Genomic DNA, 17267 nt, shown 5'->3' with positions numbered 1-17267 from the left:
AAAACTTTTAACGCTTTTAAAAACCTCCAAAAATTCTTTTAATTGAATTTTGGAGGTTTAAACTTTGATGTGCTTTGCATTCAAATATGGTAATAACGTCTAAATTTTGAAAATGCGCCTAGAAAACACCGTCTTTTTACATTAAAACCTATCTGATTCTTTTTAATTTGCGTTGTGATATTTCATAAATGACCGTAGCAATTTTATCGACAAAAAAGCTATCATGTGATGTAAATAATATCGTTCCTGGATATTGTTTGATCAATTGCTCTAACCCTTGAATTGCATCAATGTCTAGGTAATTGGTCGGTTCGTCCAAAATTAAGACGTTGCTACGGTTTAACAATGAAGTCGCAAGCAATGCTTTAAGCTGTTCCCCTGCACTAAGTGTCATTGTTTGTTTCACTAAATCGCTTTTATCGAAGCCAATCTTTTCCAAAACATCTACAACGAAATCATATGAATGTTCAGTATCATTCATAACGAAATGGATAAGATCAACGTCCTTTTGATCAAAGAAAAAGTCTTGTCTTAAATAAGAAAACTTAACATTGGAAGATATGATGATGGCTTCATGACGATGATAGATATGGTTTAATAATGTCGTTTTTCCTACCCCATTGTTACCAACAAAAGCCACTTTTTCACCCGTTTCAATTTGAAAAGATGTGTTGTCTAAAAGCATGTTATCACCAGCATGAATCGTCAGTTTATTCGCATACATCACTATTCTACTCGATTTCTGTATATCCATAGAAGGGAATTGTATCTCCTTATTTTCAAGTATGCCCTTTTTCATTGGAATATTTTCTAATTTCTTCTCAAGTGATTTAATTTGTCGAGAAATCCCTTTTTGACTACTCCCCCTTGATTTAGATTGTCCTAATCTTCCTGGATTTATTCTTTTATTCTTTTTACTTGATGTCACATTAGAAGTGCGTTTTAATGCTTCTCTTTTATTTTGTATCGCCGATTGTAACTGTTCTTTTTGTACGTCTATTTGGGTATTTATATTTTCAACCGTTGCTCTTTCTAGTTGTTTTTGTTCCGTGTAATCTGTCCAGCTTCCTTTGTATTCTTTTACTTTGTGATTTTCGATGACCCAAATTTTTGTCGCAATTTCTTCCACTAAATTTCTGTCGTGTGTCGTAAAAATAATAGTGCCTTGGTGATTTTTTAATGTCTTCATTAAAAATTTTACACTACTCAAATCTAAATTTGTCGTCGGTTCATCAAGCATTAAATTGACAAATTCATCTTTGATCACATTTGATAAACCTAATCTAATTTTTTCCCCTCCACTACAATTTTCAAAACTGCCACTATACGGAACGCCCCCCATTTTAGAGATCAACGCATAATTCGTTTCGTTTCCTAATTCATTGTTGTTCTCAATTTGTTTTAAATATAGAAAGTCATGGTTTTTTTCAAAAATTCCTGAAAAATTGTTAAAATGACCCGAAATTAAATTTAAAAGGGTTGTTTTTCCGCTTCCATTCGCACCGATAATCGCAATTTTATCACCATCTAATATTTCTAATCGGTCAATTGTCAATAATGCTTTACCTAAAAATTCAATATAGATATCTTTTAACATTGTCATATAACATTCTCACGCTTTCTATCTTTCATTCGTTGTTAATTTTGCATTTTTTATTGAATACAGTGCAATTGTAGACATTAAAATCGCCATCATCATAACAATCCCTATATTGAAAGGATTAGAAACACCAAATCCAATATCTCTCATTGCATTTAACTGGTAGGTTAAAGGATTTAAATAAGATATTGTACGAATTAATAGCGGTGCTTTATCAAAACTAAAGAAAATGGGTGCTGTAAAAGAAACCGGTAATAATAAAGTGTTCAAAATTAAATCCCTTATTTTGTATGACGTTATTTTCAACGAGATAACAGTTCCTACTGAAAACCAAAAAATCATCATAATGATAGAACATAAAGCAATCAGTATAAATCGCTTCACTGAAAAATAGTCTCCAAAAATGAGCGAAATTAAATAGAGGACAACAACCTGTATTAAAAAGTTAAATAACGGGAAAGACATTTTTCCGATAATATATGCAAGTGGCGTAACCCCTTTGAAGTATTTTAACGCTAGTAATCCCCACTTTCGATCCAATATAATCCTATAAACAGATTGTGCCATTTGACTATATACAATCAATCCTATAATGCCGATAAAAGAGAATTGTAAAAAAGAAACTTCTTTACTGCCATAATGAATCATGCCAAAAGTTGAAGCAATGCCTGTTGAATAAAATAGGAAATAAAGGATAGGAATAAGTATTTGAGTGTAAATTAAATGTTTATTGTTGATTAATGCTCTAAACTCAATGTAGCTCATCTTAAAAATAGACTCTATTAGATTCGACCTTTGATCTCTATAATTTAACTTTTTCATGTTTTCTACGCTCCTTACCCTTTTAACTTAATAATCTCTTTTAAACTACGCTTATTTTGTTCAACAGCATGAATGGCGATATCATGATCAATCAATAATTTCAATATTGCATTAATAGATTCTCCATTATTGACTTCAACCGTTAGAGGATGCCACGCTATCACATTAAAGTGCGCTGCTATATTTTTTTCAAGTTCTTTAGAGAGATGACCTTCATAGTTGACTTTATATTCATTCAGACGATTATATTGTTCTAAAAAATGATTGATCTCACCAAAAAAGATCAAGTTGCCGTTTTCAATATACAGCACTTTATTACAGTACCTTTCTAACATGTCTAAATCATGAGAAGAGATTAAACAAACTTTTCCTTCTTGCGTCTTATCTTTCAGTTGATCTAAAATTTTCTCAGATGTTATCACATCCAAACTAGATGTCGGTTCATCCAAAATTAAAACTTTTGCGTTTGATACAAGTTGTCTTGCCAACTGTACACGTTGCAATTGACCACCGGATAAATTTGTTGGATCCTCCTTTTCTTTTCCTTCTAAACCGATTTTATTTAATGCATGAATGGTTTCTGCTTTAGCATTTGAATATCCATCAAATAAAGCCTCCATATAGATGTTATCAAAAACATTTAAATACCAATCAATCGCTTGATTTTGTGGGCTAAATGAAATGTCTTTAGACGATAAGTCATCCGCTATCAAAACCTCTCCCTCTGTTAAAGGAAGTATGCCTAAAATCGAATTGATTAATGTACTTTTACCTGCACCACTTTTTCCAATAAGTGCTAAGAAATCACCACTATTTAATTCAAACGAAATATTTTTAATGCCATCTCCGTTTTCATAAAAACAAGATAAATTTTCGACCTTCAAAATGTGATTCAATTTAATCACTCCTTAACCCATACTTTCATTCTCAAGAAACTGTAAGGTTTATATATATTTTTTAATATATTTTCTAGTAATTTTATTTGTTTTAGTAAGAATTTTCAAAAAAATCCTTCTTCTTTCATTCCTAATATAAGTGTCGGGACCTCCATTCAAAAATATTACAGTTTTAAATTTAAAGTTTTGAGGTTCAATTTTGACTACAGGAACTTGCCTGTCACCAATTAGTTGCTTTTGAACATTATCTAATTGAAAATAAGTATCCGAAAGTTTTTCACTGGTCTCTCCTACTAAAAAACATTCCTTCAACTTGTTTAACATTATTTTATACAGAGCTCTAGAACGCTTAAAATTTGAGAATGAAAACAATACATATTCATTTTTTTGACGAGAAGTAATATCATATGTTAAAAGATTATGTTTAGTTTGTATTAAAAGTAAGTTTTTTGACAACCATTCTAAAAAAACTACTTCTTCTACATTAACTTTTACAATTTCATTATCCTCTAAAGTACATATATTTATACATTGACTAACGTTCGCTGCTTCAACATGAGAATAAATCGTTCTGTCCTCATTCATAGATAATTGATATACTTGCATTCTTGCATAGTCTCCTTAAAAAGTAAGAACACAGGCCTGACTAAATATAAAGAAAGCCAATCTGTGTTCCTATATAAACTTATAATGTTTATTCAATTTAGTACAGCATTTATTACAACATTCGGAATATTCTAACTATTTATAATAAAAAAATATCGCACTATTCTGCTTCATAACTAAAAATGTTAAATTCTTGTAGCAATAGGTCCACAAGTGGAACTATGTGCCCCCGAAAGAACACCAGCTGCTAACTCTCCTGAAACTCCTAAACCCACTAGCCCCTCAAAACTGCCAGATAATAACGCATCATGTTCTTCTTCACTTAAAACATACATTTCTAAAACACTTGTTGGATTCGAGATATACTCAGCTATCAAATTTGGATTTCCTTGAAGATTTTTTACTAAATCATTGAATTTCATGTTTTGTACACCCTTACATATAATTATTAAGTAAACAGTCATTCAATATTCTGGTTCTAATGAATTCTCTACCTAGTGTTACTATAATGTACTTCACTTAGATTTTCAATAATGTCAAATTAATTTTTTTAAAAAAACACCAAATTAATTCTACGTATTTTTTATTTGTTTATTTCAAAAATATATAAAGTTGTAATGTTTGGAGGCGTGTTTCTTAACAAAATGCCGTCTCCATTTGTTTATCATATCAGTATCTTAAATAGCGTAAAGTCAATGAATACGCTAACTAGTCATTGACCAACTCACCTCATAATCCACTTTCACAAACAAAAAGGGGGCATAGACGAAACGCCATACCACACCCTTGTTTAAATGATATACGAGAAAATGCGTCTGAGAATGCTGTATAGGAATTTCTCAGTCGCTCTATTTACTCTTTTTTTCCACGATACAACAAACGGGTTTGTCTTGCCATGACCCATTTCGGCATCATACGGAGGAGCCGATTTCTCACGCTCATCGTCATTCCATTTGATTTTTGTGCGATTTCCCCGATTTTACGGGATTTCTTAATGATTTTTTGTGTATGTTTCACACGCAAACGCTGATAACGTTGCAATGCACGATCCAGATCCGAGTACTTCTTCAATACGTTGGCTAATACAACTGCATCTTCCATCGCTTGACCAGCACCTTGCCCCATATTCGGCGTCGTCGCATGTGCCGCATCGCCTAATAACACGATATTTTTTTCATACACAAATGTCGACAATGACTTCAAATCATAAATGTCATGATGCAAAATCGCAGTTTCTGGTTGTAAATCTAATACTTTGCGCACAGGTTCTGGAAAATGATTAAAATACGCTTGTAAATAAGGTTTATTAAACTTTTTAAAGTGCATATCATTTTCTTTCGCATTCATCGTCGCAAACCAATATGCACGACCATCTAATAACGGAACAATACCAAAACGTCCTTTTTGTCCCCAATATTCATCGGCTATCGGTTTTAACATGTCCATATCGTCTACAATTCCTCTAAAACATGTATAACCTTGATACTGAACTTTACTTTTAGGTTGAACAGATTGTCTCACTTTCGAACGAATTCCATCAGCACCAATCACCATATCGAGTTGTACTGTACTTTGCTCTTTAAAATGAATTGTCGCAGTAGTTCCATCACTTTCGACATGCGTCACTTCATGGTTAAAATTAAACAAGCCATCGTCTAAATATGACTTTAAAAGGTCCACTAATGTTTGACGTTCTAACGTTACATTCGTCTTTTTCTCACTTAAAGGCAATGTATTTAAAGTGTGACCTTGCTCGTCAAAAATGCGCATCGCTGTAAGGACTTGCCCCGCGTTTCTAATACCTTTCGCCAGATCATGTTGCCCAAGCATTTGAAGCACATTGTCTCCTATACCAATGCCCGCACCCACCTCGCGAATCGCATCTTGCTTTTCATAAATGGAGATATCGTGTCCTTGTGCTCGAAGCATTATTGCAGCTGTAAGACCACCAATGCCTGCACCCACAATACCGATTTTCATATCATCACCCCGTCATTGATCATTTCTTGTAAAAATCTTTTCGAATATCATCTTTTTTAATACCATATTTTTGGTAGTAAGCTTCCATACGTTCAGCAATTTTAGCCGGCCAATCGATATCACTCGCATATTGATTTGTCGCAGGACTTTGCGGATTCCATCGCATTTGATACAAGTTGAGCTGGCCATTTTCAAAATATTGCGTTCTTACAAAAGAAGCGCCACCTTTAATCGCTTTGTCCGGTGAAGTCCATCCCGCTTTTTGCGCATAACTTACCCCTGTTTTGACAGCTTCACGATCAAACGCACCGATACCAAAAAAGTTGTAGTAACGGGCATCACCTTTACGTAAACCTTTCGCCAAAGCAGACCGACCTTCTCCTGTTTCTAACTGCGCATGACTCACTAAATAAATGACATTGACATCATTTTCCTTTTGCGCCTCTAAAAAAGCTTTCCCATGTCCTTCTAAAATGCCTTTCCCCTTGAGCATATCATTCACTTCATCTTCCGACATTTCAATCGGCTCAGATAAATCCATGTACATCAAATCTGAATCTTTGCGGTCAACAGTCATCGCACCTTTGACATCTTGTTCAGAAGCATTGACGAACTGGTTACCTTTAGATTTTGTATGTAACGCATCCCCTTGCATTTGTTTGGCAAAAGCCTCATCAAATGTATGTGTTTTATCATTTTTGAAGAGCGTCGTTTCATTCACCACAAATAAAATTACAAATAACGCAAATAATACAATAATAATGGCTTTCAAAGGCTTCACTTTACGCGATCGTTTCATCTCATAAACTCCTTTACATGATTGACGTTACCTCGACATATAAATCATCACACATACAGCACATAAAACGACAAAATACGCAATATTAACAGCTATTTTCACGGCACGTTTACCGTGATAAAGCATATTGAATAACACGAGACTTAAACCTAACGAAATTAAAAAGCAAACGAGCGCAATCCATGCACTAACAAAAACAAGTAAAATTAACCCCAAAATTAAAAATACATTGGAAATAATACCTAATATTTTAATCTTTTTTGTATCCATTTTCCCACCTCTTTCATACCTGTATTATTTTATCATGAATCGTACATCATCGCGACACAGCATTCATTCTTGGCGCATTCACAAAATGACCTGATACACGTAGAACAAGCTTTAACACTTGATGCAAATTGAAAATGCATCCCCATCGCACACTCGTTTTTTAAAATGCATGCCACCGACTCAGTTTTTAGTAAAAGCACAATTTAGCGTGTTGCTTTCTCTCCCACCTGTTAATTTTGTGATGGATGTCACATTTTATCAACTGCACCCTTTCTAAGATTGCATGAATGATTCTGCATATTTAATCAAAATTGACTGATTGATTTGTAACGCTGGGCGAGACTCTTGAGGGAATACGTCCATACTGCTGACAAACACTTCTTTACTTTAATAGTGATTGCTGTTTATCGCAGTAGCTGTCTGACTTCTCAATGCGCATGCTTTTGAGAAGTCTAGTCAGCCTTGCGGGGGCAGTACGACGAAATCTTTGTTGCACATGAGATTTCTGTACTGCTCCCAAAATCCAATTCGGCTTCCTTCAAATGCACACCTCAATAAAGCCGAATTTAGTTGAGGCAAGGCCCTAAGAACGCGAGCCCATAGCGTCCATTCAATCAGTCAAACACCATTCAATCTTATCCGCACCTCCCCCTTCCACACAGATGTCTCCGATTATTTTTGTGAACACACATTTCGGAGTGTTGTTGCTAAACTTAATGTCACTCCACTCTTTTGAAACTGTGATGGATGTCATATTTTATCAACTGCTCCCTTTCTAAGATTGCATGAACGATTCTGCACATTTAATCAAAATTGACTGATTGATTTGTAACGCTGGGCGAGACTCTTGAGGGATCAGACGCAGCCGAAAATCCAATTCGGCTTCCTTCAAATGTACACCTCAATAAAGCCGAATTTAGTTGAGGCAAGGCCCCTAAGAACGCGAGCCCATAGCGTCCATTCAATCAGTCAAACACCATTCACGCAGAATCGTTCACAGCAATCTGAAAGATGCGTACTTATCCAATGTTCTTGAAATGTACCAAAGCCGCTCAAAACCACACAAAAAAGTGGAATGACATCAACTGCCACTCCACTCCGAAATGTCCCAAAAACTAATCGCGAGACATCCCCTTCAACAAATTCAAAAAGTAAGTCAAACTTTGGTTCATCTCATCATCCTTCAACACACGCATCAAACCTGTCACAGAAGTACGTGCATGAGGACTCGCCTGATTTGCCACACGAATACCACGATTCACTTTATTCAACAATACGCGCAGTTCATCAGTCTGCAAATCACCTAATAAGAACAACATTTGGCCCATATTATGAATGACACCCGTATATTGATCTTTATTCAATTCAGTGGTGATTTTTTCTGTAATGACACCGCGTTGTTTCACGGCACCATTTAAAGCATCTAATATTTTAGCCTCATCTAACGTACGAATAAGGTCAATCGCTTTTAAAATACTGTCTTTATTTTCCGCAATGGCATCCGTCACTTGTGATAAACTTTCTGCTTTGATCTCTGCTTCACTTTTTTCAAGACGTTTAATTTTTCTAATACGTTCAGCCATTATTTCATCACCTGATCCCCTGGAAAGACGTAATCCGGTCTTGCCCATTTTTTATCAACACGCACGCTATACTGTGGATTTCTTGTTTGATTGCGGAAGTTGGTTGGGTTAAGCGGTGATTTTCCGCGCTTACTCAAGATTTCCATACGACAGCTTGTAGATTTATAAGCCGGTGTATGTGTTTCTGGGTCTGTCAAACTACTTGTTAAATAGTTAATCGCTGCTGCACTGTTGTCATTCAACGGTAAATAAATTTGTTTACCAGACACGCGTTCTGTAATGTGCACGTGCATTGTCGCTTCACCATGTTCAGAAATTAATTTAACTGCTGCCCCTTCATGGATACCACGTTCTTTTGCCAATTCCGGCGATACTTCAACAAACGCTGTCGGCATTTTGTATTTTAATCCTGGTACTTTGTATGTCATGTTACCTTCATGGAAATGTTCGAGGACACGACCATTGTTCACATGTAAGTCATACGTTTCATTCGTTTTATAGAAGTTATTGAAATCGAGTGCAAAGAATTTCGCCTTACCATTATCAAAGTTAAAACGTTCTGTAAACAATAATGGTGAATCGGTACCATCTGCAGCGACTGGCCATTGTAAGCTGTTATAGCCTTCTAAACGATGATATTTCACACCAGCAAACATAGGTGTTAGGTCTGATGCTTCATCCATAATTTCAGCTGGGTGTTTGTAACCCCAATCAAAGCCAAGTTCTTTTGCAATCATTTGTGTAATTTGCCAGTCTGGTTTAGAGTCACCAAGCGGTTCTAACACTTGATATAAACGTTGGAAACGACGCTCAGTGTTTGTGAATGTACCATCTTTTTCTAGTGACGGACTTGCAGGTAAAATCACGTCTGCATATTCAGCTGTAAATGTTAAAAATTCATCTTGAACGACAAGGAAGTCTACTTTTTCAAGTGCGGCTTGAACATAGTTAATGTTTGAGTCCACAATGCCAGTATCTTCCCCTAAAATGAATAAACTGTGTACGTCACCTGCATGAATATGATCCATCATTTGGTGGTTGTCGTAACCTGGATGACTTGGTAATTTCACACCCCAATCTGCTTCATAACGCCCACGTGCTTCATCATCTTCAACACTTTGGTACCCAGGTAATTTATCCGGCATACTACCAAAGTCAGAACAGCCTTGAACGTTATTATGGCCACGTAATGGGTATGACCCTGCGCCTGGTTTCATATAGTTCCCTGTTGCTAATAACAAGTTAGAAATCGCTGTACTTGTATCTGAACCAGTTTCTTGTTGTGTCACACCCATCGCCCAACAAATTGAAACTGAATTGACACTCACAATTTCTTTAGCAAGGTGGATGAGGCGTTCTTTTGAAATGCCTGTATGTTCTTCTGCAAAGTCCATTGTATACGGTTCGAGTGATTGATAGTATTCATCAAAATGGTCGACCCATTCATCAATAAATGACTGTGCATGCCATCCTTGATCAATGATGTATTTCGTCACAGCAGATAACCATACTAAATCCGTACCTGGATAAGGTTGATAAAATTCATCTGCGCGCTGTGCCATTTCATGTTTACGGATGTCGAATACATGCAATTTAGTACCGAATAATTTGTGGGAACGTTTAATGCGAGATGCGATAACTGGATGCGCTTCTGCTGTATTCGTACCAATCGTAATGACCATGTCTGCACTCGCAATATCTTCAATTGAACCTGAATCCCCACCATGACCGACCGTGCGGAATAAACCTTTTGTCGCTGGTGCTTGGCAATATCTTGAACAGTTGTCGATATTGTTCGTACCAATGACTTGACGTGCAAGTTTTTGCATTAAGTAGGATTCTTCATTTGTCGCTTTGGAAGATGAAATGAATGACAATGCATCTGGACCGAATTGCGCTTTAATTTCTTGCATACGTGTCGCCACATGTTTAATCGCTTCATCCCATTCAACTTCTTCAAATTGATCACCACGGCGAATGAGTGGTTTCGTTAAACGCTCTTCTGAATTGACGTAATCCCAACCGAATTTCCCTTTCACACATGAAGAAATTTTGTTTGCTGGTGAATCGTGAGAAGGTTGCACTTTTAAGATTTCACGGTCTTTCGTCCATACTTCGAAACTACAACCGACACCACAATATGTACATACGGTTTTCGTCTTTTTAATACGTTCTTCACGCATAGCCGCTTCGGAATCAGACACTGCAAATAAAGGACCGTAGCCTGTTTCTGCTTTCTTCGTTAAATCAATCATCGAAGCAAGTGAGCCTGGCTCGATGTCTGTCATGTAGCCTGCATTACCGACCATGTTGTTTTCCATCATCGCATTGCATGGACACACTGTTGCACATTGACCACAGCCGACACATGAAGAGTCATTAATTGAGACGTCGTTATCCCAAATGACACGTGGATGTTCACGGTCCCAGTCAATGGACAATGTTTCATTCACTTGAACGTCTTGACACACTTCGACACAACGTCCACATAAAATGCATTGGTTCGGATCATAACGATAAAACGGACCAAAATCCACTTCATACGGTTTCGGTTTATATTCATACGTTTGATGTTCCAATCCCCATTGGTCCATCGTATTATGAATTTCACAGTTACCGTTATTGTAATCACAGACTGTACAATAAAGTTGGTGTTTTTCTAAAATGCGATCTAATGCTTCCTTTTGGCTATCTTGTACCGGTTGTGTTGTCGTGTTCACAACCATTGAGCGTTGTACCGTCGTCCCACATGCACGTTCGATTTTACCGTCAATTTCAACGGCACAGGTATCACATGTTTGAATAGGTCCTAATGATTCGTTATAACAAATCGAGGGTACAAACGTTTGTTGCTCTTTTATGAATTCAAGCAAATTTTTGCCCGGTTCTACAAGATAATCTTTACCATCTAAAGTTACAATAAGATGTTCTTGCATAAATATCCCCCCTGGAATAATTGTTCATTTTATATGCCTAAGATGCCCCCACATACTTAGTTATTTCCATTTTATACCTTTAGTAACCAAAAGTTAACAGATTTCCAAAATTTATATATCGCAAACTAATTTTAAAAATACTAAAAAAATTTCTAAACACTTTTAAGGTACAGACACGCATCATATTTTTCGAACTTTAATGCGTCGTGCCGTGAACTGTCGCAACATCTGTATCATAGTTGAGACATACGCGAATCGCAGCTGTTAATCCTTTCACCATCATTTCTATCGACATCGATGGTTTTCCTGGCTTATCAATCACTTGTGTAGGCGCAAATGGCACGTGTATAAATCCTGTTTTCAACTTTGGATAATGCCGTTCTGCTTCATAAGCAAGTTGGTACATCATATGATTGCATACAAATGTACCGGCACTATTCGATAGACTTGCAGGCACACCTTCAGCTTGCATCGCCTCTACCATACGTTTTACGGGTAATGGCGTAAAATATGCTGGCGGTCCATCTTGTTGAATGCGCTGATCAATTGGTTGTTGCCCATCATTATCCGGAATACGTGCATCATCAACGTTAATGGCGACGCGTTCGGGTGTGATTTCATAACGTCCACCTGCTTGTCCTATAGCGAGCACAATATCATACTCTGTTTGCGCAAGCTTTTCTCGAACGACTTTAATACTTTTGTAAAACACTGTCGGAATTTCTAACTTATCAATAACGTGTCCTTCAATCGTGTCAGGCAATTGTTGTACCGCTTGCAATGCCGGATTCACCTTTTCACCATCGAATGGATCAAATGCAGTCACTAAAACTTTCATTGACTTAAAACCTCCTTTATTTATTTAAAAAGCAAGTACATACATTAAAATGATATGTGCCACGATGAGCATGACGGCCATCGGAGCTTGTGCTTTAATTACAGCTAATTCGTCTTTCATTTCTAATAATGCAACAGGCAACGTGTTAAAGTTTGCAGCCATAGGGGTAAGCAATGTGCCACAAAAACCGCCCGTCATCGCCAATGCACCGACAATCGTTGGGTCACCCCCATTTTGAATCACAAAAGGTAAACCAATACTCGCGGTAATGACTGTAAACGCTGCAAATGCATTTCCCATTAACATCGTAAAGAGCACCATGCCTAAAATGTACGCGATGACACCGAGTAAGGCATTATCTTGAGGTAAAAAGCTCGATATCCCTTTTGAAATCGTCGTCCCTACCCCACTCACTGTAAACAAAATACCAAGTGCCGCTAAAAATTGTGGCAGGATGCCGACTGTCCCAATTTGTTGCACTAAACGATCACTATCGTACAAGCCGACTTTCGCTTTCGGACGGATAATCAAGTACGCAACAATCAGTCCAACAATTGAAGAAATACTTATCCCTATCGCACCACCTAATGGCGTCCAAGTCGACACAATGACAGCAACAATTGCTAACACGACAGCTGGGATAAATAATAAATTGCCAAAACGTGTCGCACCTTTCTCTTCCTCTTGATGTTCGACCTCAACCACTTTTCCGATTTTTACATTTTTCGTTATCGTTAAAAGGCCCATCAATAATACAAGCAGACCATTGATCCAATTCGGAATATAAGGTCCTACCATAAATAATAAACCTAAAATACACCAAAACAGGGCTGTACCGACTCTTTTCATATTGCGCGGTTCACGATACACACGATAAGCTGTATAAATAAACTGTAAACCGATAAGCACATAGAAGATTTCTAGAATATGACTAATCGTTTGAGGACTCATCTTGTGTCACCCCTTTCTCATCATACTTACGGTTCATTTTTCGATCAAATAAGACATTTTGAATCACACCAATAATCAGCACGACAATCGCAATAGGTGCAGAATATAACGCAATCTCGACAGCTTTGACTTCCATACGTAATGATTGAAACGTGGCGACAATCAACAGTACCCCTGATGCGCCAACAAATAAATTTTGCCCGAAGAAGTTGCCATAATTTTCCATTGCAGCAATATGGGCTTTCAGTTTTTCTTCGTCTACAGGTTCTATTTTTTGTTTAAATTTCGCTTTTGCCGCTGCTTGGACCATTGGATTCATGAGCGGACGTACAAATTGGGGATGTCCACCAATTCGAATTGAAGCGAGACCCGCAACTTCACGAATGAATAAGTAAACAGACATAATCCGCCCCGAAGTGATACCTTGGATACGATTGATGAGCCGTGTCGCTTGTGTTTTCAAACCAAAGCGTTCAATCATCCCGACCATGGGCAACGTTAAAATAAATAATGACACCATACGATTATCAACAAATGCTTTACCCAGTGTTTCTAGAATCGTCATCATATCCATATGAGACACGAGACCTGTCACAATTGCTGCAATGAGTACTGTCCCGATCGTGTCCCATTTAAAATAAAAACCTAAAACGATGATGAGGATACCTATCAGTTTAAGCCATTCCATCAAATTCCTCCCTTATGTAAATAGTCACTTTATTTTATCGTTATCTGAAAATTGTTTCAAATAAGCATCAGAAAGTTATCTACCTCGAGAATTAAAAAAATGCCCTACAATGTGAACGCGGATAACGTTATACATTGCAAGGCATATTAATCATTTATCGAACTCAACTCGGTGATTCAATTGTCTTGGTTACGGTTGAAGGGGCTGCTTTCAAATCAACAATACATTTATAAGTTTAAATTTTGCTTATACCGCTGTACTAGTGATTGTTTTTGTGTTTCATCTGGAATGAAGTAATAAAGGCCATCACTTTGAATCCCACCAGAACCGTCTAATTGATGTCGATTAACGTTGTCATTGGCATCACTGTAGTTGCTACGAATTTGGTTCAGTTCACCAATCGTTAGATCTGTCTTTACGTTGTCACTCAATTGGTCCATTAAGGCATTAAAATTCGTGAGTGATGAAATACCTGTTAACTTATCAGCTAAACCTTGAAGCACAAGTTGTTGTCTTTCTTGTCTACCAAAGTCTCCACCTGCACCTTCTTCTTTACGGCTTCGAATAAATGACATGGCGGTATCACCATCAAGATGCGTACGTTGACCTTTTGTGAATTGATGTCCCCCTGCATTAAATGTCGCATTACTTGTCACATCAATGCCGCCGACCGTATCGATTGTTTCTTTCAAACCATCCATATTAACTGTTGCATAATGATCAATTGGCACACCCATTAATTTTTCAATAGACTTCACTGCCATATCTGGACCACCATAGGCATAAGCATGGTTAATTTTTTCTGTCGTATCACGTCCAACGATTTCTGCTTGTGTATCACGAGGAATACTGATCATTTCTGTCGTTTTCTTTTCTGGATTTACTGATAAAATCATAATTGTATCGCTTCGTTCACCGCCACCTGCACTTTCACGTTGGGAATCTGAATCTATTCCAAATAAAGCAATAGAAAAAGGTTCGCCCTTACTCAAATCCACCTTACCTGATCTCAATTCTGAATGATTTCTATCTAAAGGATTATGAATGGCGCCCCCGACTGCAAAAATTTTAAATGCGAGATAAGCAATAGCGATAATGGCTAAAATGAATAAAATACCTACGAACCATAATAAAAATCTTAATACTAGGTTTTTACGTTTTTGCGTTCTTTTATACTCCAACAAAGTCACTTCTTTCCGAATGTATTGATCAAGCTTTATGGAGATACATGAAAATATGATCCCGTCACATATTAAGTGTTATTTTACAGTAAAGTTTGTCGAACGAAATCGGTCTTTAGACGCAACTCTACTTTTGATAGCCTCCATTAGATAACAATATGTCTAAAATTGTTTCGTAACACCCTGGATTACTGATAATAAATGGACCACCACGAACAAAATCGATAGGCTGTTGATGGAAATCCGTCATCTTTAAACCAAGTTCTTGTGCAAATAAAAATTGAGCCGCGATGTCCCAAGGTTTCGCATTCGTATGAATATGTGCACCGAACTGCCCTGTAATCACGCGTGCTGAATCAAGTCCACAAGCACCAATTAAACGATAACCAAATGATGCATCTAATAAGTCATGCATCGTTTCATCATTCAATACACGATTGTTAAATGAAATAATCTGATCTTTCAAAGGCTGGGATGTGACGAATGGCAACAGCTTGTCATTCAAAAATGCCCCGCTTCCTTTCACAGCACGATACAGTTTTTGTCTTGGATAATCATAGATATAGGAAAGTTGTGGCTCCCCTTCAACAAAATAGCCAATAATCATGCAAAAGTCATCTTGTTGTTTGACTAAATTTGCGGTCCCATCTATCGGATCAATCAACCACGTATGGCCCTCTTTTAAATGATGCGTGTCATGATGCGCTTCTTCTCCATATAAGTGGTGGTGTGGATAATACGTTTTTAAAAATTGTTCAAATCTTGTTTCAATCGTTCGATCAACATTCGTCACAAGATCATAACGACTGGATTTCGTGTCGGTTTGAATTTGATGAATCAGATTAGGGATTTCTTGTGTCATCTGCTGAATCCATTGTTGGACATGTTGATCTATTTTATGACGCTCTGATTCAGATAACATATGTATCACCTCTTTATCTATGTTAGTTCCATTATACAGAAGAACAAAAGTTTTTGGGCGTTCTTTAAAAGATATGCATTAAAATCATCATGGCGTACAATATCTAATTGATGCACGAAAAAAACCGGCTGGCGTGAACCAACCGGCATAGAAAGGAAAGTAAGTAATAAATATTGAAGATGTTAAACTAGAATTAGTACAATTCATCATTCAAACATTACTATCAATGTTGATAGATACCCCTTTATTTGAACATTTCTTGTACCATCCCCCTAGTAGCTAACTACACTATAACATATTTCCGCTATAAATGTAAGCGTTTTCTAAAACTTTTTGTACACTTTTTATTTACATTTTTCACTTTATCGTGCAATTGAGATGGAAAAAGTCTTTCACTATAATTATTTAATCGATATGCTATAATATTGTTAAACATGTTTGGGAGGGGTTCGTATGAATAAAGAAGCACGGCAAAAGAAGCTGTTGGCCTTGATTCAACAAGACAAACCGATGACTGCTCTTGAATTAGCGCAAGCTCTCAACGTTTCTAAACGAACTATTTTACGCGACATGCAAGAATTAGAAGGAAAAGGCGTTCAAATCGTCGCACATGCCGGGATGTATGGTGGCTACCAACTTCAAGCGAATCAACATTACTATCAATTGAACTTGACACAAACAGAATTACAAGCGCTCTATTTGATATTAAAAGAAAGTCAAGCACAGTCAACATTGCCTTATGAAGCTGCAACGAATCATCTCATTCAAAAAATATTAAAACAACCGTATACACATATTCGACGTACATTACGCCAACTGGATCAATACGTTTTATACGAAACACGTCAGCATCCACGCTTGCCCGTTCAATTCAGTGACATTTTAATTTATTGCCAAGAGCGCAAAGTGATGGGTATTGACTATAAAAGCGATGCAAAGGGCGAACAACGCTTCGAAAATGTCATTTTTATTGGCCTGATTGCACGTCACGACGGTTGGCAAGCGATTGTTTATCATATTGGCGGCGATTATACACAATATGTTGATATCTCTACGATTGAAGACATATCATATTCTTTCCAAAAATCAATACAAACGAACGATATTACACTTGAGAACTACGAAACCTATTTAAAAGATTCAAAACATCAATAAAACCAATGTTATGCCTAAAAGCGTAACATTGGTTTTTTTC

General features: G+C 36.9%; 16 protein-coding genes. 1 reads left to right on the top strand and 15 read right to left on the bottom strand.

The features are described from left to right. Positions 1 to 148: 148 nt before the first annotated feature. From abc-f to EL101_RS02805, 15 genes are all read right to left on the bottom strand, one after another. Positions 149 to 1603, bottom strand: coding sequence for a ribosomal protection-like ABC-F family protein (gene abc-f, locus EL101_RS02875; RefSeq protein WP_096597252.1), 1455 nt, complete (start codon positions 1601 to 1603; stop codon positions 149 to 151). 18 nt (positions 1604 to 1621) lie between these two features. Continuing rightward, positions 1622 to 2422 (bottom strand): ABC transporter permease, encoded by an 801-nt coding sequence (locus EL101_RS02870; protein WP_096597250.1) that lies wholly within the window; start codon positions 2420 to 2422, stop codon positions 1622 to 1624. 14 nt (positions 2423 to 2436) lie between these two features. Beyond that, entirely contained in the window at positions 2437 to 3318 is an 882-nt protein-coding gene (locus tag EL101_RS02865; protein ID WP_162682398.1) for a metal ABC transporter ATP-binding protein, read from the bottom strand. A gap of 48 nt (positions 3319 to 3366) precedes the next feature. Further along, positions 3367 to 3924, bottom strand: coding sequence for a hypothetical protein (locus EL101_RS02860; RefSeq protein ID WP_096597248.1), 558 nt, complete (start codon positions 3922 to 3924; stop codon positions 3367 to 3369). A gap of 185 nt (positions 3925 to 4109) precedes the next feature. Then, positions 4110 to 4346 (bottom strand): arginine deiminase, encoded by a 237-nt coding sequence (locus EL101_RS02855; RefSeq protein WP_096597246.1) that lies wholly within the window; start codon positions 4344 to 4346, stop codon positions 4110 to 4112. Between the two features lie 430 nt (positions 4347 to 4776). After that, positions 4777 to 5904 carry an FAD-dependent monooxygenase gene (locus EL101_RS02850; protein ID WP_096597244.1) on the bottom strand — a complete coding sequence of 376 codons (1128 nt, stop codon included), beginning with the start codon at positions 5902 to 5904 and terminating at the stop codon, positions 4777 to 4779. A gap of 19 nt (positions 5905 to 5923) precedes the next feature. Further along, positions 5924 to 6703 (bottom strand): N-acetylglucosaminidase, encoded by a 780-nt coding sequence (locus EL101_RS02845; RefSeq protein WP_096597242.1) that lies wholly within the window; start codon positions 6701 to 6703, stop codon positions 5924 to 5926. Between the two features lie 27 nt (positions 6704 to 6730). After that, positions 6731 to 6973, bottom strand: coding sequence for a hypothetical protein (locus EL101_RS02840; protein WP_019165357.1), 243 nt, complete (start codon positions 6971 to 6973; stop codon positions 6731 to 6733). Positions 6974 to 8088: 1115 nt separating this feature from the next. Then, the gene (locus EL101_RS02835) at positions 8089 to 8556 is read right to left on the bottom strand and encodes a helical membrane plugin domain-containing protein (protein ID WP_019167172.1); all 468 of its coding nucleotides are present in this window, start codon (positions 8554 to 8556) and stop codon (positions 8089 to 8091) included. Next, the gene (gene fdhF, locus EL101_RS02830; RefSeq protein ID WP_096597240.1) at positions 8556 to 11492 is read right to left on the bottom strand and encodes a formate dehydrogenase subunit alpha; all 2937 of its coding nucleotides are present in this window, start codon (positions 11490 to 11492) and stop codon (positions 8556 to 8558) included. Before fdhF ends, EL101_RS02835 begins: the two co-directional genes overlap by 1 nt. A 196-nt stretch (positions 11493 to 11688) precedes the next feature. Continuing rightward, positions 11689 to 12330 (bottom strand): pyroglutamyl-peptidase I, encoded by a 642-nt coding sequence (pcp, locus tag EL101_RS02825; protein ID WP_096597238.1) that lies wholly within the window; start codon positions 12328 to 12330, stop codon positions 11689 to 11691. Positions 12331 to 12354: 24 nt separating this feature from the next. Continuing rightward, positions 12355 to 13281, bottom strand: a complete 927-nt coding sequence (locus tag EL101_RS02820; RefSeq protein WP_096597236.1) for a DUF979 domain-containing protein — start codon at positions 13279 to 13281, stop codon at positions 12355 to 12357. Further along, positions 13262 to 13969: a DUF969 domain-containing protein gene (locus EL101_RS02815; protein WP_096597234.1), complete on the bottom strand. Its 708-nt coding sequence runs from the start codon at positions 13967 to 13969 to the stop codon at positions 13262 to 13264. The genes EL101_RS02820 and EL101_RS02815 overlap by 20 nt, the downstream gene beginning before the upstream one ends. Positions 13970 to 14196: 227 nt before the next feature. Further along, a complete protein-coding gene (locus EL101_RS02810) occupies positions 14197 to 15150 on the bottom strand; it encodes an LCP family glycopolymer transferase (RefSeq protein WP_096597232.1) in 954 nt (317 codons plus the stop codon). Positions 15151 to 15277: 127 nt separating this feature from the next. Continuing rightward, complete coding sequence (locus EL101_RS02805) at positions 15278 to 16072, bottom strand: inositol monophosphatase family protein (RefSeq protein ID WP_096597230.1); 795 nt, start codon at positions 16070 to 16072, stop codon at positions 15278 to 15280. 453 nt (positions 16073 to 16525) lie between these two features. Here EL101_RS02805 and EL101_RS02800 point away from each other — a divergent pair, with 453 nt between their 5' ends. Next, the gene (locus EL101_RS02800) at positions 16526 to 17227 is read left to right on the top strand and encodes a helix-turn-helix transcriptional regulator (RefSeq protein ID WP_096555471.1); all 702 of its coding nucleotides are present in this window, start codon (positions 16526 to 16528) and stop codon (positions 17225 to 17227) included. Positions 17228 to 17267: the final 40 nt, after the last annotated feature.

This window comes from Staphylococcus delphini, from assembly GCF_900636325.1.
Taxonomy (GTDB): Bacteria; Bacillota; Bacilli; order Staphylococcales; family Staphylococcaceae; genus Staphylococcus; species Staphylococcus delphini.
Note: the sequence above shows the minus strand (reverse complement) of the source record. Positions and strands in the feature narration are given on the sequence as shown.